This window comes from Luteimonas sp. A611 (genome assembly GCF_054072715.1).
The window spans coordinates 1-26,374 of the sequence record NZ_JBSVRP010000007.1 but is presented as its reverse complement, the minus strand read 5'-3'; the positions used below and the strand labels follow the sequence as shown (position 1 = coordinate 26,374).

Below are 26,374 nucleotides of genomic sequence, written 5' to 3'. Positions count from 1 at the left end.
CGGCCACGCGCGCTGCAGGCATGCGGACCGGAGCCTGCGCGGTAAAAGGCGCGTTTCGCTCAGTCGCCCGCCGGCAGCCACAGCAGCAGCGCGGCGCCCAGCGCGATGCGGTACACCGCAAAACCGGTAAAACGGTGCTGCTTGATGTAGCCCAGCAGCCACTTCACCACCACGAAGCCGGTCACGGTGGCCGCCGCGAAGGCCAAGGCGACATCGCCCCAGGCTTCGCCGCCGAGGCCGCCATCCTTCCACAGCTCCAGGAACGCATACGCGCTGGCCGCGAACATCGTCGGGATCCCCACCAGGAACACGAATTCGGTCGCCGCCGAACGTCGCCCCAGCCCCGCCAGCATCGCCATGAAGATCGCCGCGGCCGAGCGCGAGGTGCCGGGGAACACGCCTGCCACCACCTGCGCCAGGCCCACCAGCACCGCCACCGTCCAGGTCACGTGGACCGCGTCGCCGCGGCGCTCGGCCATGCGCTCGGCGAAGATCATCCACACCCCGCCCAGGATCAGCGCCCAGGCGATCGGCGTCACCGTGTCGGGCAGTTCCCAGCCGGCCAGCCGCACCGGTAGGCCGACCACGGCGGTGACCAGGAACGCCACCGCCAGCTTCATCGCGTAGTCGCGGTGCTCGCGTTCGCCAAGGCCGGTCGCCAGCTGCCAGATGCGCTGGCGGAACACCAGGGTGATTGCCAGGATCGCGCCAGCCTGGATCACGATGTTGAAGAAGTCCGAGCGCGCGCCCAGCCAATACTGGGCGATCAGCAGATGGCCGGTGCTCGACACCGGCAGGAATTCGGTCAGCCCTTCGAGGATGCCCAGCAGCAGGGCGGACAGCGGATCGGACATGGGGTCGCTTCTGGCGGAGTCGGGCAGGATAACGGAAACCCCTGCAGCAACCGGCGTGCGCGCATGGTCGTGCGCAGTGGCGTCGGTGACCCGGCAGGATCCGACAGCAGGGCGGGTTGCCGATCCCCCCGATGGTGCAAACCCAACGAAACCTTCACCAGAATGAGGCGTGATTTCCCGAGGGATGGTTCGTATCCGTCTGATATCAACAACTTGGAGGTTGGCACGGCCTTTGCGTATCAACCTGCATCATTCGCACACCAGAGGCTCCCATCCGATGTCGCTCGAGAACGTGGAAAAGCTGATCAAGGACCACAAGGTCGAATTCATCGACCTGCGCTTCGTGGACATGCGCGGCGTGCAGCAGCACGTCACCTTCCCGGCAAACATCGTCGAACCGGCGCTGTTCGAGGACGGCAAGATGTTCGACGGCTCGTCGATCTCCGGCTGGAAGGGCATCGCCGAGTCGGACATGATCCTGCTGCCCGACGCCTCCACCGCCTACCTGGATCCGTTCTACGCCGATCCCACGCTCAACCTGACCTGCGACATCCTCGATCCGGCGACGATGCAGGACTACTCGCGCGATCCGCGCGGCATCGCGCGTCGTGCCGAGGCCTACCTCAAGTCCACCGGCATCGCCGACCAGGCCTTCTTCGGCCCCGAGCCCGAATACTTCATCTTCGACTCGGTCCGCTTCGCCAACGAGATGGGCCACACCTTCTTCCACGTCGAGTCCGAGGAAGCGGCCTGGAACACGGGCAAGGAATACGAAGGCGGCAACAGCGGCTACCGTCCTGGCGTCAAGGGCGGCTACTTCCCGGTCCCGCCGACCGACTCGCTGCACGACCTGCGCGCGGAGATGGTCAAGACGCTCGAGCAGATCGGCATCGAAACCGAAGTGCACCACCACGAGGTCGCGACCGCCGGCCAGTGCGAGATCGGCACCAAGTTCAACTCGATGGTCAAGAAGGCCGACGAGTTGATGGCGACCAAGTACGTGATCCGCAACGTGGCGTTCCGCAACGGCAAGACCGCGACCTTCATGCCTAAGCCGATCGTCGGCGACAACGGCAGCGGCATGCACGTGCACATGTCGCTGGCCAAGGGCGGGCAGAACCTGTTCTCCGGCGACGGCTACGGTGGCCTGTCGCAGATGGCGCTGTGGTACATCGGCGGCGTGTTCAAGCACGCGCGCGCGATCAACGCCTTCGCCAACTCCGGCACCAACAGCTACAAGCGCCTGGTGCCGGGCTTCGAGGCGCCGGTGATGCTGGCCTACTCGGCGCGCAACCGCTCGGCAAGCTGCCGCATTCCGTGGGTGTCCAACCCCAAGTCGCGCCGCATCGAGGTGCGCTTCCCCGATCCGCTGCAGTCGGGCTACCTGACCTTCACCGCGCTGATGATGGCCGGCCTGGACGGCATCAAGAACCAGATCGACCCGGGCGGCCCCAGCGACAAGGATCTGTACGACCTGCCGCCGGAAGAAGAGAAGAAGATCCCGCAGGTGTGTTCCAGCCTCGACCAGGCGCTGGAAGCGCTGGACGCCGACCGCGACTTCCTCAAGGCCGGCGGGGTGATGAGCGACGACTTCATCGACGCCTACATCGACCTGAAGATGCAGGAAGTCACGCGCTTCCGCGCGGCGACCCACCCGCTCGAATACCAGATGTACTACGGCCTCTGATGCAGGTTTGACCCCTTCCCCCGCGTGCGGGGGAAGGCCGGGATGGGGGCAAGGCGCGCGGCGCCGAGCGTTCCCGCAATGAACATCCATCCATTGATCCAGCGCCCGGCGGCGAGCCGGGCGTGCGGCCCTCCCCCACGCGGGCCGCGGACTTTTCCAGGGCGAGGAACACGCAACGCCGAAGCAATCGACAGCACGGACAGGAAAGGTGATGACCGGTCGAGGCGCCACAGAGTGCCCGTCGGCACCCACGTCGGGCATGGGGATGCCGGGCCGGGTGGAACGCGCAGTACGCAAGACCGGGGAGGGCTTTCCACTCACTAAGGAGCCTGTCATGTCGTCTCGCAAGATCGCAGTTGCCACACTCCTGTCCGCCGGGCTGATGCTCGCCGGCAATGCCTCTGCCGAGGTGTCGGGTTCCGTCACGGTGGTCAGTGACTACGTGTTCCGCGGCATCACCCAGACCAACGAAAATCCCGCCCTGCAGGGCGGCGTCACCTGGAACCACGACAGCGGCTTCTACGCCGGTGCCTGGGGCAGCAGCATCAGCTGGCTGTCCGATTCCGATCCCGATGTCTCCAGCCAGGTCGAACTCGACGGCTTCGTCGGCTACGCCGCCGATTTCGGCGACAGCGGCGTGGGCTACGACGTCGGCGCCAACTACTACTGGTATCCGGGCGACTACCCGGCCGGCTTCACCGACGTCGACACGCTCGAGCTGTACTTCGGCCTGAGCTGGAACGTGCTGAAGGCGAAGTACTCCTACGCCACCACCGATCTGTTCGGCATCCCCGACTCCGACGGCAGCGCGGCACTCGATCTGGGTGCGGGCTGGGAGTTCGACGGCGGCTGGAGCATCGGCGCGGGCTATGGCCGCCAATGGGTAAGCGGCTACAGCGGCGAGCTCGACTACGACTACTGGAAGCTCACCGGCGGCAAGAGCTTCGAGAACGGCTTCGCCATTGGCGTGGAATGGCACGACACCGATCTCGCCGGACTGGACGACACCGTACTGGTGTCGCTGTCCAAATCGTTCTGAGCGCGCACACCAAGAGAGGCGACCCATGAAACTGATCATTGCCATCATCCGGCCGTTCAAGCTCGACGAAGTGCGCGAGGCGCTGGCCGAGGCCGGCGTCAACGGCCTGACCGTCACCGAGGTCAAGGGCTTCGGCCGCCAGAAGGGCCACACCGAGCTCTATCGCGGCGCGGAGTACGTGGTTGATTTCCTGCCCAAGCTCAAGGTCGAGGCCGCCGTTTCCAACGAGGCTTTCGAAGCGGCGCTGGAGGCGATCAGCCGCTCCGCGGGCACCGGCAAGGTCGGCGACGGCAAGGTGTTCGTCGTCGCGCTTGACCAGGTCATCCGCATCCGCACCGGCGAGATCGGCGCCGATGCGCTCTAACCCACCTGTGGAGGCTCATTCCATGAAATTTCTTTCGTTCTCCGGGTGGAAGACCCGTATGCAGGTGCTGGGACTGGCCCTGCTGGTGGGCGTGGCCGGGCTGACCGGCACGTTCGATGCACTCGCGCAGGATGCGACGGCGCCTGTGGCCGAGGCGGTTGCCGAAGCCGCCGCCGCGCCGACCGTCGACAAGGGCGACGTCGCCTGGATGCTGACCTCGACCATGCTGGTGCTGCTGATGGTGGTACCGGGCCTGGCGCTGTTCTACGGCGGCATGGTGCGGTCGAAGAACGTGCTGTCGGTGTTGATCCACGTGATCTCGGTGTTCTCGCTGCTGGTGGTGCTGTGGATCGTCTACGGCTACTCGCTGGCGTTCTCCGGCGAAGGCGCGTGGATCGGCAACCTCGACAAGCTGTTCCTCAAGGGGGTGACGATCGACACGCTCGTGGCCACGTTCACCGACGGCGTCAGCCTGCCGGAGTACGTGTTCGTCGCGTTCCAGTCGACGTTCGCCGGCATCACCGGCGCGCTGATCGTCGGTGCGTTCGCAGAGCGGGTGAAGTTCTCGGCGGTGCTGCTGTTCTCGGTGATCTGGTTCACGCTCGGCTACCTGCCGATCGCGCACATGGTCTGGGCGACCGGCGGATTCCTGTTCGAGCGCGGCGCGCTGGACTTCGCGGGCGGCACCGTGGTGCACATCAACGCGGGTATTGCCGGCCTGGTGGGCGCGTACTTCGTCGGCAAGCGCGTGGGCTACGGCCGCGAGGCGCTCAAGCCGCACAACGTCACTATGACCTTCGTCGGTGCGTCGCTGCTGTGGGTGGGCTGGTTCGGCTTCAATGCCGGCTCCAACCTGGAAGCCACCGCCGGCGCGGCGCTGGCCTTCATCAACACCCTGGTGGCCACGGCCGCGGCGGTGCTGGCGTGGGCGCTGACCGAGAAGCTGACCAAGGGCAAGGCCTCGGCGCTGGGCGTGGCCTCCGGTGCCGTCGCAGGCCTGGTCGGCATCACTCCGGCGGCGGGCCTGGTCGGTCCGCTGGGCGCGATGGCGATCGGCGTTGCCGCGGGCGTGACCTGCGTCTGGGGCGTGACCGGGCTGAAGAAGCTGCTCAAGGTCGACGACACTGCCGACGTGTTCGGCGTGCACGCGATTGGCGGCATCGTCGGCGCGATCCTGACCGGCGTGTTCTACGCACCCGCCCTCGGCGGGCAGGGCGGCGACGACTTCAACATGGCGGCGCAGGTGGGCACGCAGGCGCTGGGCGTGGCGCTGACCATCGCCTGGATCGGCATCGTTTCCGTCATCGGTTTCCTGGTGGCCAAGCTGGTGTTCGGCCTGCGCGTGAGCGAGGAAGCCGAGCGCAACGGCCTCGACATCAGCAACCACGGCGAGTCCGCCTACGAGAGCTGATCATGCAGTGATACACCTCCCCCACGAGGTGCAGGCGGGCAGCGCAGGCTGCCCGCTTTTTCTTTTGGGTGTGCGGGGCGGCTGCGGCTGCATTGTGACCGCTGCGCCTGGCGGCCGGCTGGATCAGGATCGCTTGCCGATGCCGGCGAAACCAGTTCCCGCCCGTTGCGCACACGGGCGATGCAGGATTCCGACGGCGCCGTCTATCATGGGTCTCCAGGCGCCCGAGCCGTTCCCGCCGATGTCCCGTCCCGCTTCCACCCTGCGCGTCGCCGTCCTCGAGGACGATGCCAGCCTGCGCGACAACCTGCTGCTGCCCGAGCTGCGCGAACACGGCTTCGCGCCGGTGGGCGCCGCCTCGGCCGCGGAGTTGTACCGGAACCTGCTGCAGCATCGGTTCGACCTGGCGCTGCTCGACATCGGGTTGCCAGACGAGGATGGCGTCAGCGTCGCCGGCCACCTGCGCGAACTGCTGCCCGACATCGGCATCGTGATGCTGACCGGCAACCAGCAACGCGCCAGCCACCTGCAGGCGCTGGTCAATGGCGCCGACGCGTTCCTGCCCAAGCCGGTCGACATCGACATCCTGATGGCGACGCTGCACTGCCTGGCCAGGCGGCTGCGGGCGCCATCGGCCCACGGGCGCGAGCCGACGGAGCATGGCGGGTCCAGCCCCTGGCGCCTGGAGTCGGACGGCTGGTGCCTGGCCGCGCCGACCGGCACGCTGCTCGCGCTGACGGTGCTCGAGCGCGAACTGATGCGGCGGCTGCTGGACGCGCGTGGCGAGGCGGTGTCTCGCGATCAGCTTGTCCAGGCGCTTGCGCGGGGAGGCGATGTGCACGACTTCGATCCGCGGCGGCTGGACATGCTGGTCCACCGGCTGCGCCGCAAGGTGGCCGGGACGGTCGGCAGCGCCGCACAGTTCCCGCTGCTGGCCGCGCGCGGCGTCGGCTACCTGTTCGCCGGCTGAGGGTCTGCACCGGCCCCGGCACGCGGTAATTCGATCCGGAACCGGGTGCCGCGGCCAGGCTCGCTCTCGACGCCGATCTCGCCGCGTGCGCTCCGGATCATGTCGCGCACCAGCGCCAGGCCCAGTCCGGTCCCGCTGCCGGCCGGCTTGGTGGTGTAGAACGGCTCGAAGATCCGCGCGCGAAGGGCTTCGGGAATGCCCTGTCCGGTGTCCTCCAGGTCGAGTCTGACGCGCTGGCCGTCGGCCCCTCGCGCGTCGCCCGCGCTGACCGTGAACTCGCCACCGTCGGGCATCGCGTCGCGTGCGTTGCCGGCGATGTTGAGGAGCATGAGGATGAAGCTCGCGCGGTCCAGCCGCACCGGCAGCGGTTCGTCGCCGGCGTGGATGCGCACGCGGATGCCCGTGGGGAACAGCTGCCGCAGCATCGGTCGCAGTTCCGCCAGCGCCTCGCGCAGGTCGAACACCTCGGGCCGCAGGATCTCCTGACGACTGAAGTCGAGCAGCTTGCGATTGATCTCCAGTGCGCGACGCGCCTCCACTTCGACCCCGGCGAGCGCGTCGACCAGCCCCGGCTTGCCGCGGTCGGCCAGCCGCTCGCGCCGTTGCGCGTAGCCCAGGATCACGCTGAGCACGTTGTTGAAATCATGGGCGACGCCGCTGGCGAGCTGGCCGGTGGCCTCGACCTTCTTCGCATGGATCAACTGGGCCTGCGCGCGCTCGCGGGCGCTCATCTCCTGTTCCAGTTCGCCCTGGCGGACGTCGGATTCGTGGAGCGCCTCGCGCAGCGCCGCCACCGTGCGGTCGAGCATGATCGCGACGATGAAGTACGAGGACGCGATCGACGGCGCGTTCTGGAACGCGCGCGGACCCAGCTCGGCGTAGTCGACCAGGCAGCCGGTGGCCACGATCGCGAGCAGCGCGCAGAAGATCAGCCACAGCGCGCGCCGGCCCAGCACCAGGCCGCCCACGATCAGCGACAGGAACTGGTCCGACTGCCCGATCATCATCAGCTGGAAGCCGGACGTGAAGTGGTTGACCCAGGTCGTGGCCACCAGCGTCGCCAGGTAGAGGACCACGGCTGGGCGGAACAGGCCCCTGCGGATCCACGCCAGGCTCACGCCCGCCGCGATCACCATCAGCGCCGCCAGCGCGATGTTGACCTGGCCGCCGCGCGGTACGCCGAGCTTGGCCAGGTGGTAGCCCCACATGGTCGGCAGTGCCACCAGCAGGAACAGCAGCAGGATCTGCATCGCCGGGGCGTTGCGCCGGTCGACCGGGTCGTCGATCGGCACGTCGTGCAGCCAGCGGACAAGCGCATCGAGCATGTGGGCGGCACCTGCGGCCAGCGGCCGGACCAGCGTCCCGGACCGACGAAAGAAAGCGCAATTATGCGTAGGCAAGCCGCATTTTTTGCAAGGTTTCGTGGATGACGCGCGCAGTCGTCATCACCCATCGTACCGGGAGTTGGCGGTTGCGGTGCCGTGTTCCCGGCGGGAACGGCCGTCGCTGGTAGCGCCGGCAGCGCGTCCTGCCGCAGCCGGTGCAGGCTCCGCCAACCGCCCGGCAATTGTCCCGATCGAGGAATCCGATTTTGAACAGGATCTACCGCAAGGTGTGGAGCAAGTCGTTGTCGATGCTGGTCGTGGCTTCGGAGCTGGCGGGTTCCACGCGTGGGGGTCCGGTGTCGTCGGGCGGTACCAGACCCAGTCGGCGGCGGTCGCTGCTGGCGTTGGCCTGCGTCGGCGGTTTGGCGACGGGCTTGGCCGGACAGGCCCTTGCGGCGGACGCGATCTGCATCGATCCAGTCGCTGACGCGCCTGTGGGCGGGACCCCTGGCAGCGGGAGCGGGGTGACCTGCGGCGAGGGCGCGCTGGCTGATCGCGCCGGCATCGAAGCGACCGATGCGGTGACCGCGGCGGACCGGTACTTCCAGGCCACCGGCAGCGAGGCCAGTGACGCCGGCGCCTGGGCCGAAGGCGACGAGGCCACGGCCGCGGGTGAAGCGGCGAACGCGATCGGCAGCGGCGCCTCGGCTTTCGGCGGCGGGGCGCTGGCCTATGCCGACGGCACCACCGCGATCGGCCACAGTGCGTCCGCGCTCGATGCCAACGCCACCGCGATCGGCAGCCAAAGCGCTGCGACCGTCGCCCACGCGACCGCGCTGGGCAACGGCAGCACGGCCAGCGCCGCGTATGCGACCGCGATCGGCTCGGCCAGCACGGCCAGCGGCGGCAATGCGGTGGCGATCGGCTTCATGAGCGCGGCCTCCGGCCCGAATGCGCTGGCAATCGGCGGTGCAGCCGCGAGTCAAGGCACCAATACGATCGCACTTGGCGTCAGCAGCCAGGCCACCGCCGCGTTTGCTGCCACGGTCGGCTTCGCCTCCGCCGCGACCGGCGTCGCTTCGGCGGCCTTCGGCCCCGCCGCCCGCGCGACCGCCATGAATGCCGCCGCGTTCGGCGGCGGGGCCCAGGCGACAGCCGGATACGCCACCGCGGTCGGCTATGGCGCGCGCGCCACGTTCGCCTACACCACCGCAGTCGGCAACGGCAGCCTGGCCAGCGGCCAGTCCGCGACCGCGGTTGGTGGCGCAGGCATCTTCGCCGGTGGCGCCAACGCCTCGGGTGCCTACGCATCGGCGTTCGGGCACAACGCACGCGCCACCGCCGGCAATGGCACCGCCATCGGCACCAACACGCTCGCCGGCCCCGATACCGCCAGCCTCACCGCCGCGATCGACACCACCGCCGTGGGCACCGAAGCCTGGGCGACCGAGGACGGCGCGACGGTAGTCGGCTACAACAGCTACGCGCAGGCGCTGGACTCGGTGGTGCTGGGTTCGAATGCCTGGACCACCAAGGACGCGCACAACAGCGTCTCGCTGGGCGCCGGCTCGCTGGCCGACCGCGCCGACACGGTGTCCGTGGGTGCGGCTGGTGACTGGACCGACGCGTCCGGCGTGGTCCACGGCGCGATCGATCGCCAGGTCACCAACGTGGCCGCGGGCACGGAAGCCACCGATGCGGTCAACGTCGGCCAGCTCAACGAAGCCGTCGCCGACATCGAGGAAGGCAACAAGTATTTCCATGCGACCGGCAGCGAGAACAGCGACGCTGGCGCCTGGGCCGAAGGCGACGAGGCCACGGCCGCGGGCGAAGCGGCGAACGCGATCGGCGACGGCGCCTCGGCCTTTGGCGGCGGCGCGCTGGCCTATGCCGACGGCGCGACCGCGATCGGCCAGGGCGCGACTGCGCTGGGGGCCGACTCGATTGCGATGGGCACCACCGCCAATGCGCAGGACGTGAACGGCGTGGCCATCGGCAACGCCAGCAGCGCCGCTGGCGCAAATACCGTGGCGCTTGGCCTACAGGCCAATGCCGAAGGGCCGTCCTCGATGGCGATCGGGGCGCACAGCCTCTCTTCGGGCATGTTTTCGATTGCGGTCGGCGGACTGGCGGAAGCGACCGGTCTCGCCGCCACGGCGATCGGCCCGACCGCCTGGGCGACCGGCCGCGAGTCGACCGCGGTCGGCTCTGCCGCAACCGCAAGCCAGTGGTACGCGTCGGCGCTGGGCGCCGGATCGCAGGCGGGGTTCTTCGGCACCGCGATCGGCGCGCTGAGCAACGCGGCGGAGGTCGCGACCGCGATCGGCCAGGGCACGATCGCCGCCGCGGCCGGTACCGGCGTGGGCGTGCAGGCATCCGCCGGCCAAGGGGGAGTCTCGATCGGCAACAGCGCCACCACCGCGCAGTTCGGCACTGCGGTGGGCTCGAACTCGCTGGCGGGCCGTGACTTCGACTCGGTGACCGATGCGATCAACACCGTAGCCGTGGGCGGGGAAGCCTGGGCGACCGAGGACGGCGCGACGGTAGTCGGCTACAACAGCTACGCGCAGGCGCTGGACTCGGTGGTGCTGGGTTCGAATGCCTGGACCACCAAGGACGCGCACAACAGCGTCTCGCTGGGCGCCGGCTCGCTGGCCGACCGCGCCGACACGGTGTCCGTGGGTGCGGCTGGTGACTGGACCGACGCGTCCGGCGTGGTCCACGGCGCGATCGATCGCCAGGTCACCAACGTGGCCGCGGGCACGGAAGCCACCGATGCGGTCAACGTCGGCCAGCTCAACGAAGCCGTCGCCGACATCGAGGAAGGCAACAAGTATTTCCATGCGACCGGCAGCGAGAACAGCGACGCTGGCGCCTGGGCCGAAGGCGACGAGGCCACGGCCGCGGGCGAAGCGGCGAACGCGATCGGCGACGGCGCCTCGGCCTTTGGCGGCGGCGCGCTGGCCTATGCCGACGGCGCGACCGCGATCGGCCAGGGCGCGACCGTGTTCGGCCTCAATGCCACCGCGCTGGGCAGCGGTGCGTTCGCCGAGGCCGAAGAGGCCTTTGCCGGCGGCCATGGCGCGCAGGCGCTCGGCGGCGCCAGCATCGCGCTGGGCAGCAACGCCATCGCCGAAGGCACCGGCGGAATCTCGATCGGCATGGGGACCGAATCGGCCGGGTTCATGTCCGCCGCGGTCGGCACCTACGCCGTGGCCGGGGGACCGTTCTCCACCGCCGTCGGCGCCACGGCCTGGGCGGTCGAATGGGACGCCACCGCGATAGGCACCGGCGCGACCGCGTACTACGCGGGTACCGCGCTGGGTTCAGGCGCCACTGCCGGTGCGTTCTCGATCGCCATTGGCGGGTACGCGCAGACCGGGCACTGGGTGTTCGACGAGGTTTCGGGCACGTCGTACTACGAGTCGCTCGGCGGCACCGCGATCGGCACCAGCGCCAATGCGACGGGGCTCAATGCCGTTGCCCTGGGCACCTACAGCAATGCCACCGGCGCCGACAGCATCGCGATCGGCTTCAACACCCTGGCTGGCACGTACTGGGATTCCCCGCTGGTGGGCGACCACACCACGGCGGTCGGCAACGAGGCCTGGGCGATCGGCATGCACGCGGCCGGCTTCGGCTACAACAGCTTCGCCGCTGCCGACCAGGCGACCTCGCTGGGTGCCAACGCGTGGGTGCTGGGCTCGGCAGGCAACAGCGTGGCCCTGGGCCACGGCTCGCTGGCCGATCGCCCCAATACGATCTCGGTGGGCGCTGCGGTCGACTGGTCGCCCTCGTACGACGGCGATGGGGACGGCCTGCCCGATGGCATCACGATCGCCGCCTTCGATCGCCAGATCGCCAACGTCGCCGCCGGCACCGAGGACACCGATGCGGTCAACCTCGCGCAGCTGCGCGAGGTGTCCGACGGGGTGGGTGCGCTGGCCGATGGCGTGGTGAGCTATGACGACGCGTCGCGCGGGACGGTCACCCTGGCTGGTGCAACCGGCACGGTGATCACCAACGTCGCCGCCGGCGCCCTGGCCGAAGACAGCATCGACGCGGTCAACGGCAGCCAGCTGTTCGAGACCAACGAGCGCGTGGGCGTGGTCGAGGGCCGGGTCGACGAGCTCGACGGCCGCATCGGCGACATCGAGGGCGTAGCCGCCAACGCGGTGGCCTACGACGACGCCAGGCGGGCAACGGTCACGCTGGGTGGCGACGATGGCACCCTCATCGACAACCTCGCGTCCGGTGCAGTCTCGGCCGGCAGCGGACAGGCGATCAACGGCGGCCAGCTGTACGAAGCGCTCGACAGCGCCGCGCAGCTCATCGGCGGCGGTACGGCGGTGACCGCACTGGGCACGCTGTCGGCGCCCACCTTCATGATCCAGGGCGCCAACTACTTCAGCGTCGGCGACGCGCTGGGCGCGCTGGACGCGCAGGTCAGCCTGCTCGGGCAGCGCCTCACCGGAGTCGAGGGGCAGGTTGCGACCGGCGCAGGGAACGACCGCGTCGCGGTGGGCGGGGAGACCCCGGCGCGGATCGGCGAGGACACCAACGCGGTCGCGATCGGCGATGGCGCCACGGCGAATGGCGAGAACGGCGTGGCGGTCGGTGGTGGTGCCCATGCCGAAGGTCCGGATGACGTGGCGATCGGCGGCAATGCCCGCGTGGGTGCCGACGGCAGCGTCGCGGTGGGGGCCAACGCAAGCATCGGCGCGGCGGCCACCGATTCGGTGGCGCTGGGCGAGGGCGCGGGTGTCACCGCGGCCTCGGGCACGGCGATCGGCCAGGGCGCGAGCGTGACCGCCGAAGGTGCCGTGGCCCTGGGCCAGGGCTCGGTGGCCGACCGCGCGAACACCGTCTCGGTCGGCAGCGCCGGCGGCGAACGCCAGGTCACCAACGTCGCAGCGGGCACCGAGGACACCGACGCGGTGAACGTGGCCCAGCTCGACACCTCGGCCACCCGCACGCTGGCGCAGGCCAACGAGTACACCGACCAGAAGTTCGCGGCCTGGAACGACAGCTTCAACACGATGCGCAACGACATCGAGCACCGCTTCGGCGACATCGAGCGCCGCGTGGACCGCCAGGGCGCGATGAGCGCGGCGATGCTGAACATGGCGACCAACGCGGCGGGCGCACGGACCGAGCGCGGCCGGATCGCGGTCGGTGCCGGCTTCCAGGGCAGCGAGGCGGCGCTCTCGATCGGCTACGGGCGCAGGATCGGCGACCGCGGCTCGTTCAGCGTCGGCGGCGCGTTCAGCGGCGACGACAGATCGGCGGGCGTCGGCTTCGGCCTCGACCTCTAGGGCAGCGCCCCATCCGCGTCGCCGGCGCTGCGCCGGCGACGCACACCACGTTGCGCGCAGGCGCACCTACTCAGCGGAGATCGGTTGATGTTGAAGAAGAATACGCTCGGCCTGGCAGTTGCCGGCATCGTCCTGGCAACGGCTGCGGTGGGCCCGAACGAAGCGGCGGTCGGGCCGAAGCCGCCGCAGGTGGCGGCACTGCGCACGGTTCCGGTCACGAGCGCCGGCGGCGACCGCCTCATCGTCAAGTACCGGGCAGGCGCGGCCGCGGCGCGCAGCCTGGGGGGCAAGCTGGCAACGGTGAACAGGGCAGCTGCGCGCGCCCTGGTCGCGACGGCGCGCGCGGGCATCGGCGCCAGCATCGCACCGGTCTCGGCCAACCACGTGCGGGCGATGGCGGTCGGCTCGGACGTCATCAGGCTCTCGCGCAAGCTTGGGCGCAACGAACTCGACCATCTGGTGCGCGAGCTGTCGGCGGACCCCGCGGTCGAGTACGCCGAGATCGACGCACGGATGTACCCGCTGCGCACGCCCAACGATCCCCACTACGCCAGTCACCAGTGGCACCTGCAGGACACCGCCGGCGGGATCAACCTGCCCCCGGCCTGGGATCTGTCGACCGGCGAGGGCGTGGTGGTCGCGGTGCTCGATACGGGCGTGCTGCCCGCGCACCCGGACCTCGGAGCGAACCTGCTTGAAGGCTACGACTTCATCACCAACCCGTTCATGTCACGCCGGGCGACCGCGGACCGCGTCCCCGGTGGCTTGGACCTGGGCGACTGGACCGTTGAGTACGACGAGTGCTACGCGGGCTCGGAGCCTGCACCCAGTTCCTGGCACGGCACCCATGTGTCCGGCACGATCGCGCAGCTGACCGACAATGCCGAAGGCGTAGCCGGCGTGGCGTTCGACGCTCGCGTGCTCCCGGTGCGGGTGCTCGGCCGCTGCGGTGGCCAGCTGTCGGACATTTCCGACGCCATCGTCTGGGCCTCGGGTGGCGGCGTGGCTGGTGTGCCCGCGAACGAGAATCCGGCCGAGGTGATCAACATGAGCCTGGGTGGCTACGGCAGCTGCGGCCCGACCTACCAGGACGCCATCGACATCGCCGTGGGCAACGGCAGCGTGGTGGTGGTCGCGGCGGGCAACTCGGCCGAAAACGCCAGCGACTTCCGTCCGGCCAGCTGTGCCAACGTCATCAACGTCGGCGCCAACCGCTACAACGGCGGCATCGCGTTCTACTCCAACCATGGCACCTCGGTCGACATCTCGGCGCCCGGCGGCGGCGCCTGGGAGGATCCGGGCAACAGCGGCTGGGACGGCTACATCGTGCAGAGCGGGTCGCTGGACCCGGAAACCGACCAAGGGAACTACGACTACGTCGGCATGATCGGCACGTCGATGGCCGCGCCGCACGTCGCCGGAGCCGCAGCCCTGGTGCAGGGTGCGCTGGTCGGCGCCGGCCGCGACCCGCTGGACCATGCCGGCATGGAGGCGCTGTTCAAGCAGACCGCGCGCGTGTTCCCGGTCGCGATCCCGGCCAGCACGCCAATCGGCGTCGGCATCCTCAACGTCAAGGCGGCGCTGGACAAGGCGCTGGAGGTCCCGTGCGAGGTGGACTGCGCCCCGGACGCGATCGCGCTGGTCAACAAGGCCGAGGTGCGCGGCCTGTCCAACACCAGCAACGATGGCGTGTACAGCTTCGAGGCCGCGGCCGGCCAGACGCTGAGCTTCCTGACCATGGCCGGCAGCGGCAACGTGTCGATCTTCGCCAGCCGCGGCGTGGTGCCCACCGAAGCGACGTTCGACGCGAAGTCGACCCGAGCGGGCAACACCGAGACGATCCGCTTCACCGCGCCGCAGGCCGGCACGTACTACGTACGCCTGACTGGGGTTTACGCCGGGCTGACGCTCGTCGCGCGGCAATAAACGCTCCAGGGGACGGGGGGCCGGAGGGCGTGCGCCTGCTCCCTCCGGCCTTCCCGGTTTTCCCATGGCTTGCAATCGCGGCAGGCAGGGGCTGCAATGGCCCCATGCATGCATTCCTCCGCCTCGCCGCGGCCACGGCCTGCCTCATGGCCCTCTCCGCCTGCCAGCATGGGGCGCCGCGAAATCCGATGGCGACATGGGTGCCGTCGCCGAACTTCGATGTCCGCCGCGCGCAGGTGATCGTGCTGCATTACACCGAGCAGGATTCGGTCGAGCGCAGCCTGCACACGCTGCGGACCGCCAACAGCGGTGGCCGGGTGAGTGCGCACTACCTGGTCGGCGATGATGGCCGCATCTACCAGCTGGTGTCGGACGAACACCGCGCCTGGCATGCGGGTGCCGGCAGCTGGGGCGCGATCCACGAACTCAACTCGGCCTCGATCGGCATCGAGATCGACAACGACGGCGTGGAGCCCTTCAGCGAGCCGCAGGTCGCGGCGGTGGTGCGCCTGCTCGAGGACCTCACCACGCGTCACCGCATTCCGAAGGCCGCGGTGATCGGCCACTCGGACCTGGCGCCGGGGCGCAAGATCGATCCGGGTCCGCTGTTTCCATGGCAGCGGCTGCACCAGGCCGGCTTCGGCATCTGGCCCGATGCCGACGCGCCGTCGCCGCCGCCCGGGTTCGATCCGATCAACGCGCTGCGGCTGATCGGCTACCCGGTCGACAGGCCCGAGGCGGCAATCCACTCCTATCGCATGCGTTTTCGTGGCGACAACGGCAAGGCGCTGGACGATGAGGACCTGCGCATCCTGCATGCGCTGACCTGGTGGCGCTCGCCGGTGTCATCCACGGACGCCGGCGCTCCGTAACCCCGATCGAAGCGCCGGTGCGCCGGGACACCCGGTATCCGTGTTGCCGGCTGCCCTGCAGCCAGGATCCCCGCAGATCGCAGCCGAGTTCAAGCGCAGTCTCGTCACCGGCCGTCATCGGCCTGCGGGCGGAATCACTGCGACGCAAAAACACGGCGCAGCGGTGTCCCACTCAACCTGCCTTGCTCGCCCGGCCGCCCGACTTGGCCGGCTTCTTCGCCGGCTTTTTCTTTGTCGCGACCTTTTTCGTCGCCTTCTTCGCCGGCGTGCGCTTGTTGTCGCCCAGGCTCTTTTGCAGCAGGGCCACGAAGTCGACCACGTTGGTGGTCGCGTCCTCGCTGGTGGCTGGCTCTTCCAGCACCTGGGTGGTCGCGCCCTTGTCCTTGATGCGCTTGCGGATGATCTCGGACAGGCGCTCGCGGAACTCGTTGCGGTACGCGTCCGGCTGCCATTCCGTGGCCATGGAATCGACCAGCTGCGTGGCCATCTCCAGCTCCTTCGGGCTGATCCGGTAGTCGCCGGTGTTGCCCTCGGGCAGCTTGTATTCGGCCGGGTCCACCAGCTCCTGCGGGTAGCGCATCATCATCAGCACCAGCGCATCGCCCAGCGGCATCACCGCAGAAAGATATTCGCGGGTGCGGATCACCACCCGCGCTACGCCGATCTTGCCGGCCTTGCGCAGGGTTTCGCGCAGCAGCACGTAACCCTTCTCGGCCTTCTTGCCCGGCACCAGCACGTAGGGCTTCTCGAAGTAGCGGATGTCGATCGCCTCGGCGTCGACGAAGGCCTCGATCTCGACCGACTCGTGCGTCTCGGGCGAGGCCGCGGCGATGTCGGACTTGTCGATCACCACATAGCTGCCCTTGTCGTACTCGAAGGCCTTGATGATCTCCTTCCACGGCACTTCCTCGCCGGTGTCGGCGTTGACCCGCTCGAAGCGGATCGGCTTGCGGTCGCGCGCATCGAGCATGCGGAACGACAGGTCGTTGCTGCGCGCGCCCGACATCAGCGAGACGGGCACGTTGAGCAGTCCGAAGCTGAGGTTGCCGGTCCAGATCGGTCGGGCCATGCCATCGCTCGCAGGTGGAAACGGACCGACAGCCTGCCCCGGGCGGTGTCGTGGCCTTGTGCAAGCGGCAAAACCCGGGGGCGCGTCGCCGCGGTGGCGGAGCCTCAGCTTTCGGTGGCGGTTTCGGCCATGGCGCGCCAGCGCGGCAGGCGGTCGAGCTGGCCGACCGAGGCCAGGTAGGCCTGGTCGACATCGCGGCCGTTGACCAGGGCCGCAGCGACATGCACCGCGCCGGTCACCCAGAAGCTGCCGCGCACGCGTGCCGGGCGGTCGTGGAACGCGACGGCTTCGACGATCGGGCCGGGCAGGCCCCACAGCCCCAGCAGGTAGGCGCCGGTGGTGCTGTAGGGCGTGGTGGTCGTATCGATGCCGGCCGAACGTGGCAGCAGCAGGCCGACCTCGGCCAGCAGGCCGGCGGTGGACGCGAGGTCCGCGCTGGGCCCGGCCAGCAGCTTGCCCGCTAGCTGCGAAATGCGCAGCGAGCGATCGCGCAGCTCGTCGGCTTCGGCGCCCGCGGAGAACACCTCGCTGGCGAGCACCAGCTGGCGCAGCGTGTTGTGGCCCAGGCGGGTCACCGCCGAACGCAGGTCGGTGATCTCGCGGCCGCCGGAGTAATAGGCGGAGTTCGACAGGCGCAGCACCCGCGCCGCGACGGTGGGATCCTGTGCGACCACCTCGGCGACCTTCGCCGCGTTGCTGTCGGGGTCGCGCAGCAGCGCGGTCAGCGCCAGGTACTGGCGCGGCGCCGCCGGCAGCGTGCCGACGCGTTCGATCGCATGCTTGAGCGCCGGGTCGTCGAGCAGTTCGCGCAGTTCGACCACGCTCTCGATGGCATCGATGAGCGCCAGCGAGTCGAGCGGCTCGTTGAGGATCCGGTGGCTGGTGCCGAGCGCATCGAGCAGGTCGTGGGCGGCATCGGGCTCAAGCAGCAGGATGCGCACCGCGCCGGGATGGCGCGGGCGCAGGCCCGCGAGCACGGCCAGCCCGCTGCTGCTGCCCACCCGCGAGGCGCAGACCAGGACGTCCGGCGCGCGGCCGCCATCGCCCGCAGGCACGTCCGCCGCGCTCGCCACGTGTTCCAGGTGCCAGTCCGGGTCGTGATCCAGCAGTTCGCGCCGGACGCCCGCGACATGACCGGCGTCGCCCCCTACAACCACGATCTGCACGACAGTTTCCCCTTTGATTGCACTGGATACGGAAGATACCGCGCCGCGACGGGCGGTCGTAGCCTGCGCTGCACGTTCTTCCACCTTGCGCACAGTTCGCGGGCGTGCGGCGTGCACAGCTTCCCGCTATCCATCCATCGACATCGGCAGGATCGCGCGCAGCACCGTTCCGCCGCCCGGCCGTGCCGAGATCGTGACGCTTCCGCCGAGCTGGGTCGCGCGTTCGCGCATGGTCACCAGGCCGAGTCCACCCGCGCGGCTCGCATCGAAACCGCGGCCGTCATCGGAAACGCGCAGCAGCAGTCGCGCACCTTCCGCGTCATCTTCGAGCTCGACCTCCACCTCCGCCCGTGTCGCGCCGGCGTGGCGTGCGATGTTGGTCAGCGCTTCCTGCGCGATGCGGAAGCACGCCAGTTCGACCGCGGCCGGCAGGCGCCCGTCGATCGGCGCGACCTCCAGGCGGATGTCGAGCGCCGTGTTGCGTGCGAGCAGGGTCACCTGGCCGCGCAATGCGGCCTCCAGTCCCAGCGAATCGAGCTGCGGCGGACGCAGCAGCAACGACAGGTTGCGCAGTTTGAGCACGGTCTGGTCGGCGATCGCGATGATCTCGTCGAGGATCTCGCGACGCATCAGCGGGTCCGCGGCAAGCGTGTCGTCGGTGAGTGAGGTCGCGGCGAGCTTGATCGCGGTGATCGACTGGCCGATGTCGTCGTGCAGTTCGCGCGACAGCGTGCGGCGCTCGTCCTCCTGCACGGTCAGCAGGCGCTGCGCGACCGACTGCAGCTCCTCGCGCAGCCGGCTCTGCTCCTGCAGGCTCAGGTTGACCTCGTGGAACGAGGCTTGCGCACGCGCCGCCAGCCCGTTCATGGCGTCGGCCAGCGGCAGCAGTTCGCGCGGGAGGTTGTCCGGGACCAGCGGAGCGGCATCGCTGTCGAGCGCGAACTGGCGCATGCGCTTGAGCAGCTGGCGGACGCTGCGGCCAAGGCGACGCATCTTGATGACCACCACGGCGAGCACGCCGGCGAGCACGAGCGCCAGCAGCGCCAGAACCGCCAGCGCCGTGCGCCGCAGCTCGGCTTCGATCGAGCCGCGCGGCTGCAGCAGCACCAGTCGCCAGCCGTTGTCGAGCCGCACCGCGATCGCGAACGCGTCGCCGCCGCCGTCAAGCACGCCATCCAGAGACTGCACGCCGCCCAGCGTGCGCGCCAGACGGACGAGCGCGCGGTCGGTCGCCGAACTGCCCATGACGTCGAGTGGACCCTTCGTTACGCCTTCGCTCGCATGCACGACGGTGTACGCGCGATCCAGCAGAAGCAGCTCGAACCCCTGTTCATCCGCGCCGCGTTTCGGGAACAGCGACTCCACCAGGACCGAGCCTTCGACCACGCCGGCAAACCGGCCGTCGGCCAGCAGCGGCACCGATACCGCGACCAGCGTCGCGTTTCCCGGGCCACGGCCCAGGAACGCGTTGGAGATATGTCCCCGGCCGGTCTGGCGCGGAACCTGGAAATATTCGCGGTCGGCGACCGAGGCGGGCGTACCGCTGTCCGGCATGAGAGGCACGCTGGTCGACACGCTGCCTTCCGCATCGGTGACCACCAGGCGGGCGAACGCGGGATAGTGGCGATTGACGCGCGCCAGGTCGCTCTGCCAGCGGCCGATATCGGCGATGTCGCCGTCGCTGTTGCGGCGGTCGGCGAGTACCTGCATCGCCGCCAGGTGGATCTGCAGGAAGCCTTCCAGCTCGCGCGCGCTGGAGGTGGCGGTGGCCGCCAGGCGGGTCGCGCTTTGCGCCCGCACCGACATCGACGCCTGCCAGAGCAGCACCCCGGCCAGCACCAGTACGGGCAGAAACACCGCCAGCAACACCAGTCCGGTGAACTCGCCCAGCAGCGTGCGACCTGGGCGTGCCGCGGATTCTGTTGCGTCGGTCATGGCGGCCACGCTACCGGCCGGGACCGCGTGGCTGCAAGCCCGGGCCACGGCGATGACCCTCAGAACAGCTCGACGCTGCCCGCATCCATCGACTGCTGGGTCACCGGCTTGTGCGGTGGCCGCTCCCATTCACCGCGCATCTGCGCGATGCGCTGGCCGATCTGGGTGAGCGCGCGTTGCAGTTCGGCGTCGGCGTGCCCGCCGCTGCGATGCAGCAGGTCCTGCAGCACCGTGGCTTCGCGGTTGATCGCGCCGAGCCGGTCCAGGTGCACGTTGGCGGCGGTCAGCGCCTGGGTGGCGATGTCCTCGAACTGCAGCGAGCGCACGGCCTCGGCGACCGAGCCATCGATGGACTTGGCGCATTCGGCGATCTCGCGCATGCCGTTGCCGAGGTTGCGGTTGATGCCGTCGACGCGCTCGAGCATTGCGGCTGCCTCGATCCGCGCCAGGCGGCTGCGGTCGAGGTCGCGCGATGCCATCGTGCTGACGGTGTCGCGGACCCGCGCGATCGAATCCTTGGAGCTGTGCGCGAGCTTGCGGATCTGTTCGTTGAACGCGGTCGAGCGCTCGGACAGGTTGCGCACCTCGTCGGCGACCACCGCAAAGCCGCGCCCGGCCTCGCCGGCACGCGCCGCCTCGATCGCGGCGTTGAGGGCCAGCAGGTTGGTCTGGTCGGCGATCGACTTGACGTCCTCGAGCAGCGAGAAGATGCCGTCCAGGTGCTCGGCCATGGCGTCGATGTGGGTCACGGTGGCGCCGCTCTGGCCGCTGACCGCTTCCAGCGCCTCGACCAGCTGTTCCATCTGCTGGCTGGCCTGCAGCGCGAATCGGTGCACGTCCGAGCCGTTGCCGTTGCCGTTGCCGTCGCCGTCGTTGCGGCGATCGATGATGCGCGAGGCCACTTCGCTCTGCTGGCGCGAGCGGCGGTTGACCGCGTCGAAGCTGCCGCCCAGCTTGGCGACCGATTCGCGGATCAGTTCGCGGGTGCGCTCGATCTCGCCGCGCGAACCCTGCACCTCGGCGCCGATGAAGTTGCGCAGGTCCTCGAGCAGACGACCCTGTTCGCCGAGCCGGGCGGAGTCGCCGGCCGACGGGCGCAGCACCGTCCATGCAAAGCCGAGCCAGGCCAGGGTCATGGCCGCGAGCGCGCCCCAGCGCACCGGCGGAGGCAGGTCGAGCGCCTGGGCCACGATCAGGACCAGGGTGAGCACCAGCGGCGGTGCCAAGCGGAGCAGTACGCGCGAATCCATCATCGGTTCCGTGGTTGGTCGAAACGGTCTGCCCTAGGTAACGGCAGTAACGGGTCTTGCTTTAGCCGTCGCGCGAGGCCGCGAGCAAACGCTGCGCCACCTGCGGCAGCGGCACGACTTCCTCGGCCGCGCCATTGGCCACCGCGGCGCCGGGCATGCCCCAGATCACGCTGCTGGCTTCGTCCTGTGCCAGGGTGCGCGCGCCGGCCTTGCGCAGGGCCAGCAGGCCGGCCGCGCCGTCGTCGCCCATGCCGGTGAGTAGCGCCGCGCTGGCGTTGCGCCCGGCGTGCGCGGCCACCGACTGGAACAGCACGTCGACACTGGGCCGGTGCCGGCGCACCGGGTCGTCCTCGCCCAGCCGGCACACCCAGCGCGCGCCGCTGCGCAACACGCGCAGGTGGCGGCCGCCAGGCGCGACATAGGCGTGGCCGGCCAGCAGCGGCTGGTTGTCGGCCGCCTCCATCACGGTCATGCGGCTGTGGCGGTCGAGCCGTTCGGCGAAGGGCCCGCTGAACGCGGCCGGGATGTGCTGGACGATGAGCGTGGCCGGTGCGTCGGCCGGCATCTGCGCCAGCACTTCGCGGATGGCTTCGGTGCCGCCGGTCGATGCGCCGATCGCCAGCAGGCGCTCGGTGGTGCGATAGCCGATGGGTCCTTCGCAGCGCGCGGCCGGCGCCGGCGAGATGCGCGCGACGCGCGCCATCGCGGCCTGCTTCACCTTGTCCACCAGCACGGCGCCGTATTCGACCAGGCCGCGGGCGATGTCGATCCTGGGCTTGGCGATGAAATCCACCGCGCCCAGCGCCAGCGCATCAAGCGTCACCGAGGCGCCGGCCTCGGTCAGCGACGACACCATCAGCACCGGCATCGGCCGCAGCCGCATCAGGTTGCGCAGGAACGTCAGCCCGTCCATGCGCGGCATCTCGACGTCCAGGGTCAGTACGTCCGGCGCGAGCTGCTTGATCTTGTCCCGCGCGATGTAGGGGTCCGACGCGGTGCCGACCACCTCGATGCCCGGGTCTGCGCCAAGCAGCTCCGACATCAGGGCGCGCACCAGCGCCGAATCGTCCACGATGAGCACCCGGACCGGACGCCTGGCCATGTCAGAACAGCTCCACGCTGCCGGCGGCAGGGGCGCGGGCGAGGCGCCCGTACAGCGCGCGCTCGGCGTCGACGACTTCCTTGCGGGTCGCCGGCAGGCGCCTGACCAGGCTGCGCCCGGACTGCACGAAGAAGGCGACCTTGCGCGCCTGGTTCTCGCCCAGGTCCTTGGCGATCACCGGGATCTTCTCTGCGGCCAGGTAGTCGAGCACGAAGTCGGCATTGCGCGTGCCGATGGGATGGCTGTGGAAGCCGCTCAGCACGTTGCCGCCGCCAAACACCTTGGCCTGCAGGCGCTGGCGCCGCGCGCCGCGCTTGAGCAGGTCGTTGATCAGCAGCTCCATGGCGTTGACGCCATAGCGCGCCGACGTGGCGTTGATGTCGCCGCCCGGCAGCATGAAATGGTTCATGCCGCCCAGGCCAAGCAGGGGGTCGTACAGGCAGGCGGCCACGCACGAGCCCAGCAGCGTCACCAGCGCCACCGGCTGGTCGGTCGCCAGGTAGTCCGCCGGCAGCAGGCGGATCGCCTGGGTCTGCAGCGCGGAGTCGAAGTAGCCGCCGGCGGGCGACGTCGCCACTGCGCTGCTCATCCGGTGCCCGCCCTCGCTGCAGCCCGGTAGACGGTGCGACCGCAGGGCGACACCAGGTCGGCCGCGTGGTTGAAGCTTTCGGAGTGGCCGGTGTACAGCCGGCCCTCGGCCGTCAGCAGCGGGGCGATGCGCTGCAGCACCCCGTACTGGGTGGGCTTGTCGAAATAGATCATGACGTTGCGGCAGAACACGGCGGTCCAGGCGCCGTGCTTCAGGCCGTAGTCGGCATCGAGCAGGTTCAGCGCGCGGAACTCGACCAGCGCACGCAGCTCGGGCCGCACCCGGCACAGGCCGGCGTTGGCGCCGGCGCCGCGCTGGAAGAAGCGGCGCTTGCGGGGCGTCTCGATCGCATCGATGCGCTCGAGCGGGTACACCCCGCGCGCGGCCGCCTGCAGCACGTTGGTGTCGATGTCGGTCGCCAGGATGCGCACCGGCGGGGTCAGCGTGTCGAATGCCTCGCAGGCGGTCATCGCGATCGACCAGGGCTCCTCGCCGGTCGAGGCCGCGCAGCACCAGACCTGCAGCGGTGGGCCGCCGCGATGCGCCGCCTGCAGCTGGCTGGCCAGCAGCGGGAAGTGGTGCGCCTCGCGGAAGAACGAGGTCAGGTTGGTGGTCAGTGCGTTGACGAAATTCTGCTCTTCGTCGTCGGCGTCGTCCTCGACCAGGTCCAGGTAGTCGCTGAAGCGGTCGAAGCCGCATGCGCGCAGGCGCCGGACCAGGCGGCTGTAGACCATGTCGCGCTTGTGCGCGCCCAGGTTGATGCCGGCGCGGTCATGGATCATGCGGCACACGCGTCGGAAGTCGCGGTCATCGAAGACGAACGTGCGGTCCTCGACGGTCTGTGCGTGGCTGTCGCGGACCGGCTCAGGCACGGTCGAGCTCCCCCTGCGCCAGCGCCATGGCCAACTCGGGTGCCGCCAGCCGGGCCCCGAGCCAGTGTTCGAACACCGGCTGCGCCAGCGCCTGCGAATACAGGAAGCCCTGCACCTCCTGGCAGCCGAACTCACGCAGCAGCGCCGCCTGGCCGACGGTTTCCACGCCCTCGGCGATCACCGCCATGTCGAAGTTCCTCGCGATCAGCGTGATCGAGCGGACGATGGCCTTGTCGCCGCGGCTGCCGACCAGGTCGCGGACGAAGGAGCGGTCGATCTTGACCCGGTCGACCGGCAGCCGGTGCAGCATCGACAGCGAAGCGTGGCCGGTACCGAAGTCGTCATAGGACACGCGGATGCCGCGCTTGCGCAGCTGCAGCAGGGTGCGTTCGGCGACGCCGTCGTCGCGCAGTGCGATCGTCTCGGTCAGCTCGATCTCCAGCTGCGCCGCCGGCAGGCCGCTGGCGGCGAGCGCGAGGTCGATCTTGTCGACCAGGGCGTCGTCGTTGAACTGCGCCGGGAACAGGTTGACGCCCACCGTCAGCCCGCGGCCGCGCACGAGCGGCCAGCGTACGGCGTCGCGGCAGGCCTGATGCAGGATCCAGGTGCCGACGTGGGTGGCGATGGCGCTGCGCGACAGCGCATCGATGAAGGCGCCGGGCATCAGCAGGCCGCGCACGGGATGGCGCCAGCGCAGCAGCGCCTCGGCACCCGAGGGCAGCCCGCTGGCGAGATCGATCTGCGGCTGGTAGTGCAGCTCGAACTCGCCGTCGCGGAATGCGCGCCGCAGCTCCAGGTCGAGCTGCCTGCGGTCCACCGCCTCTTCGCGCATCGATGACGAGAACCGGCGCAGCTGCATGCTGCCGCCGCGCTTGGCGTGGCGCAGGGCCAGCGCGGCGAGCGCGAGCAGCCCGCTGCTGCCACAGTCGTCGTATGCGGCCAGGTCGGGATTGCCGGCGTCGTCGAACGCCAGGCCGATGCAGGCCTCGACGTGGACGCGCTGGTGTTCGATCTCGCAGGGGCGCGCGACCTCGCGCAGCAGCGCCTGCAGGCGTGGCTCGAGTCCGTCGATGTCGTCCGGAGCCGGGAACAGGATCACGAACTCGTCGCTGCCAAAGCGCGCCAGATGTGCGTCGACCGGCAGCCACGCCATCAGGCGCGAAGCCACGACCTGCAGCACGGTGTCGCCGATGACGTGGCCAAGGGCCTCGTTGACGGCCCGGAAATTGTCGAGTCCCAGCAGCGCCACGCCCAGGCGTGCGCCGCGGCCGCGCAGCGAGTCGACGGTGGCGAACAGGGCCTCGCGGTTGGGCAGTCCGGTCAGCGCATCGAGCCGCCCCGAACGCGGTTCGCGCCGCGGGACGGCATCGTTGGAGTCGCGCAGGACCAGCACAATGCCCCGGGCGTTGCCATCGTGCCAGGCGCAGCGTGCGGCCTGCACCGTGCGCAGCTCGCCGAACGCGTCGCGGATCCGCAGTTCACGCAGGCTGCGCGCGTTGTCGCGGCTGCCGGACGGAGCACGCAGCCAGCTGGCCACCGCAGCGGGGTCGAGCTGCAGCTCGGCGGGCACCAGCAGGTCGAGCGCCTGCCCCGGGGTCGCGACTGGCCCCAGCAGATCGCGTGCGGCCGCGTTGGCGAAGATCGTCGCGCCGTGCGCGTCGGCCATGATCACCGCGCTGAAGCCGGCTTCGGCCACCTGCCGGCAGCGTGCCAGCACGTTGCCGCCGAACACGCGCGTGGCCAGCGTGGCCAGCGATCCGATCCGGGCCGCCACCGTCGCGGCGCAGACCTCGCGCCGGTGCGGGCTGCCCGCACCGAGCACACCGAGCAGTTCACCGGTGGGGCCGAACAGCACGGTCGCGATGAAGTGGCGGATGCCGGCGGGACCGGCCACCAGGACATCGTCGGCCAGGCGCGGATCGTCGCTGGCGTCGGCGATCACGGCCAGGGGGTTCGCGGCGTCCACGATCGTGCATAGCCGGCTACCGGCGAATGCGGCGGTCGGCGCCAGGCCCCGCACGGCGGCCAGGCGCAGTTGGCCGTCCTCCATCACCCACAGCATCGTGCTCGGGCAGTCGAGCAGGTCCGCCGCCACCTCCAGGACCGCGGTGAAACCCGCATCGCGCTCGGCGTCATGCGGCTCGGTGTCCGACAGTGTGGAAGGCTTTCCGGACCGCGGCACGGGAGCGGCAGGCGCCCACGGGTGTGCGGTGGCGCGGTCTGCTGGGAGGGAAAGCATGGGCGTTCGATCCGGACGTGGGGCGAAGGACGGAGAGGAGGTCGTGGGCGGGTGTCAGGCGGGGACTTCGACGGTCTTCGCCGGCGCGGCGGCGGCCGTGCGGCGAGCGCCCCGTACGTCGCCCGCGGCGACGGCCGCCGCAGCGGGCGCGCCTGCCGCCGGCGCATGCACTGCGCCCTGGGTCGAGAACACCGCCACCGTGTGCACCAGTTGCCCGGCCTGCTGCTCCATGCTGCGCGCAGCGGCCGTGGCTTCCTCGACCAGCGCGGCGTTCTGCTGCGTGCTTTCGTCCATCTGGGTGATCGCCTGGTTGACCTGCTCGATGCCCGCGCTCTGCTCCTGCGAGGCGGCCGAGATGTCGGCGATGATGTCGGTGACGCGCTTCACGC

The 26,374-nt window shown here is 70.0% G+C and carries 17 protein-coding genes and 3 pseudogenes; 9 read left to right on the top strand and 11 right to left on the bottom strand.

The window, feature by feature from the left end; all coding sequences use genetic code 11:
- Positions 1-59 precede the first annotated feature (59 nt).
- Entirely contained in the window at positions 60-854 is a 795-nt protein-coding gene (locus ACW5EG_RS16420; RefSeq protein WP_457022366.1) for an undecaprenyl-diphosphate phosphatase, read from the bottom strand.
- Positions 855-1,131: 277 nt separating this feature from the next.
- On the opposite strand from ACW5EG_RS16420, the gene glnA reads away from it, so the two are divergent.
- The 5 genes from glnA to ACW5EG_RS16395 all read left to right on the top strand — a co-directional run bounded on the left by glnA (position 1,132) and on the right by ACW5EG_RS16395 (position 6,325).
- Positions 1,132-2,541: a type I glutamate--ammonia ligase gene (glnA, locus tag ACW5EG_RS16415; protein WP_457020426.1), complete on the top strand. Its 1,410-nt coding sequence runs from the start codon at positions 1,132-1,134 to the stop codon at positions 2,539-2,541.
- A gap of 334 nt (positions 2,542-2,875) precedes the next feature.
- A complete protein-coding gene (locus ACW5EG_RS16410; RefSeq protein WP_457020427.1) occupies positions 2,876-3,580 on the top strand; it encodes a TorF family putative porin in 705 nt (234 codons plus the stop codon).
- Between the two features lie 25 nt (positions 3,581-3,605).
- Positions 3,606-3,944: a P-II family nitrogen regulator gene (locus ACW5EG_RS16405; protein WP_457022364.1), complete on the top strand. Its 339-nt coding sequence runs from the start codon at positions 3,606-3,608 to the stop codon at positions 3,942-3,944.
- A gap of 91 nt (positions 3,945-4,035) precedes the next feature.
- On the top strand, positions 4,036-5,355 hold the full coding sequence (locus tag ACW5EG_RS16400; protein WP_457020444.1) for an ammonium transporter: 1,320 nt from the start codon (positions 4,036-4,038) through the stop codon (positions 5,353-5,355).
- 241 nt (positions 5,356-5,596) lie between these two features.
- Positions 5,597-6,325: a response regulator transcription factor gene (locus ACW5EG_RS16395; protein WP_457020429.1), complete on the top strand. Its 729-nt coding sequence runs from the start codon at positions 5,597-5,599 to the stop codon at positions 6,323-6,325.
- On the opposite strand, the gene ACW5EG_RS16390 is transcribed toward ACW5EG_RS16395, so the two are convergent.
- Positions 6,307-7,650, bottom strand: coding sequence for a sensor histidine kinase (locus ACW5EG_RS16390; RefSeq protein ID WP_457020430.1), 1,344 nt, complete (start codon positions 7,648-7,650; stop codon positions 6,307-6,309). The genes ACW5EG_RS16395 and ACW5EG_RS16390 overlap by 19 nt on opposite strands.
- A gap of 308 nt (positions 7,651-7,958) precedes the next feature.
- Between ACW5EG_RS16390 and ACW5EG_RS16385 the strand changes: the two are divergent.
- The 4 genes and pseudogenes from ACW5EG_RS16385 to ACW5EG_RS16370 all read left to right on the top strand — a co-directional run.
- A pseudogene (locus tag ACW5EG_RS16385) lies at positions 7,959-11,744 on the top strand (hypothetical protein); the annotation flags it as partial.
- A gap of 429 nt (positions 11,745-12,173) precedes the next feature.
- Positions 12,174-12,965, top strand: a pseudogene (locus tag ACW5EG_RS16380) (YadA family autotransporter adhesin); the annotation flags it as partial.
- Between the two features lie 87 nt (positions 12,966-13,052).
- Positions 13,053-14,891: a S8 family serine peptidase gene (locus ACW5EG_RS16375; protein WP_457020431.1), complete on the top strand. Its 1,839-nt coding sequence runs from the start codon at positions 13,053-13,055 to the stop codon at positions 14,889-14,891.
- A 104-nt stretch (positions 14,892-14,995) separates the two neighbouring features.
- Positions 14,996-15,763 carry an N-acetylmuramoyl-L-alanine amidase gene (locus tag ACW5EG_RS16370; RefSeq protein ID WP_457020432.1) on the top strand — a complete coding sequence of 256 codons (768 nt, stop codon included), beginning with the start codon at positions 14,996-14,998 and terminating at the stop codon, positions 15,761-15,763.
- A gap of 172 nt (positions 15,764-15,935) precedes the next feature.
- Here ACW5EG_RS16370 and ku read toward each other — a convergent pair whose 3' ends face one another.
- The 9 genes and pseudogenes from ku to ACW5EG_RS16325 all read right to left on the bottom strand — a co-directional run.
- Positions 15,936-16,832 carry a non-homologous end joining protein Ku gene (ku, locus tag ACW5EG_RS16365; RefSeq protein ID WP_457020433.1) on the bottom strand — a complete coding sequence of 299 codons (897 nt, stop codon included), beginning with the start codon at positions 16,830-16,832 and terminating at the stop codon, positions 15,936-15,938.
- Between the two features lie 104 nt (positions 16,833-16,936).
- A complete protein-coding gene (locus ACW5EG_RS16360; RefSeq protein ID WP_457022362.1) occupies positions 16,937-17,998 on the bottom strand; it encodes an HDOD domain-containing protein in 1,062 nt (353 codons plus the stop codon).
- A 126-nt stretch (positions 17,999-18,124) separates the two neighbouring features.
- Positions 18,125-19,933, bottom strand: coding sequence for an ATP-binding protein (locus ACW5EG_RS16355; RefSeq protein ID WP_457020435.1), 1,809 nt, complete (start codon positions 19,931-19,933; stop codon positions 18,125-18,127).
- 59 nt (positions 19,934-19,992) lie between these two features.
- Positions 19,993-21,183, bottom strand: a complete 1,191-nt coding sequence (locus ACW5EG_RS16350) for a methyl-accepting chemotaxis protein (RefSeq protein ID WP_457020436.1) — start codon at positions 21,181-21,183, stop codon at positions 19,993-19,995.
- 61 nt (positions 21,184-21,244) lie between these two features.
- Positions 21,245-22,285, bottom strand: a complete 1,041-nt coding sequence (locus ACW5EG_RS16345) for a protein-glutamate methylesterase/protein-glutamine glutaminase (protein WP_457020437.1) — start codon at positions 22,283-22,285, stop codon at positions 21,245-21,247.
- Between the two features lies 1 nt (position 22,286).
- A complete protein-coding gene (cheD, locus tag ACW5EG_RS16340) occupies positions 22,287-22,874 on the bottom strand; it encodes a chemoreceptor glutamine deamidase CheD (protein ID WP_457020438.1) in 588 nt (195 codons plus the stop codon).
- Positions 22,871-23,746, bottom strand: coding sequence for a CheR family methyltransferase (locus ACW5EG_RS16335; protein ID WP_457020439.1), 876 nt, complete (start codon positions 23,744-23,746; stop codon positions 22,871-22,873). The genes cheD and ACW5EG_RS16335 overlap by 4 nt, the downstream gene beginning before the upstream one ends.
- Positions 23,739-25,928: a putative bifunctional diguanylate cyclase/phosphodiesterase gene (locus ACW5EG_RS16330; RefSeq protein WP_457020440.1), complete on the bottom strand. Its 2,190-nt coding sequence runs from the start codon at positions 25,926-25,928 to the stop codon at positions 23,739-23,741. The genes ACW5EG_RS16335 and ACW5EG_RS16330 overlap by 8 nt, the downstream gene beginning before the upstream one ends.
- Before the next feature lie 111 nt (positions 25,929-26,039).
- A pseudogene (locus ACW5EG_RS16325) lies at positions 26,040-26,374 on the bottom strand (methyl-accepting chemotaxis protein); the annotation flags it as partial.

Bases quoted from the DNA above. Each gene is read 5' to 3' on its own strand.
- ACW5EG_RS16420 (WP_457022366.1), bottom strand. From the start codon at position 854: ATGTCCGATCCGCTGTCCGCCCTGCTGCTGGGCATCCTCGAAGGGCTG.
- glnA (WP_457020426.1), top strand. From the start codon at position 1,132: ATGTCGCTCGAGAACGTGGAAAAGCTGATCAAGGACCACAAGGTCGAA.
- ACW5EG_RS16410 (WP_457020427.1), top strand. From the start codon at position 2,876: ATGTCGTCTCGCAAGATCGCAGTTGCCACACTCCTGTCCGCCGGGCTG.
- ACW5EG_RS16405 (WP_457022364.1), top strand. From the start codon at position 3,606: ATGAAACTGATCATTGCCATCATCCGGCCGTTCAAGCTCGACGAAGTG.
- ACW5EG_RS16395 (WP_457020429.1), top strand. From the start codon at position 5,597: ATGTCCCGTCCCGCTTCCACCCTGCGCGTCGCCGTCCTCGAGGACGAT.
- ACW5EG_RS16390 (WP_457020430.1), bottom strand. From the start codon at position 7,650: ATGCTCGATGCGCTTGTCCGCTGGCTGCACGACGTGCCGATCGACGAC.
- ACW5EG_RS16375 (WP_457020431.1), top strand. From the start codon at position 13,053: ATGTTGAAGAAGAATACGCTCGGCCTGGCAGTTGCCGGCATCGTCCTG.
- ACW5EG_RS16370 (WP_457020432.1), top strand. From the start codon at position 14,996: ATGCATGCATTCCTCCGCCTCGCCGCGGCCACGGCCTGCCTCATGGCC.
- ku (WP_457020433.1), bottom strand. From the start codon at position 16,832: ATGGCCCGACCGATCTGGACCGGCAACCTCAGCTTCGGACTGCTCAAC.
- ACW5EG_RS16355 (WP_457020435.1), bottom strand. From the start codon at position 19,933: ATGACCGACGCAACAGAATCCGCGGCACGCCCAGGTCGCACGCTGCTG.
- ACW5EG_RS16350 (WP_457020436.1), bottom strand. From the start codon at position 21,183: ATGGATTCGCGCGTACTGCTCCGCTTGGCACCGCCGCTGGTGCTCACC.
- ACW5EG_RS16345 (WP_457020437.1), bottom strand. From the start codon at position 22,285: ATGGCCAGGCGTCCGGTCCGGGTGCTCATCGTGGACGATTCGGCGCTG.
- cheD (WP_457020438.1), bottom strand. From the start codon at position 22,874: ATGAGCAGCGCAGTGGCGACGTCGCCCGCCGGCGGCTACTTCGACTCC.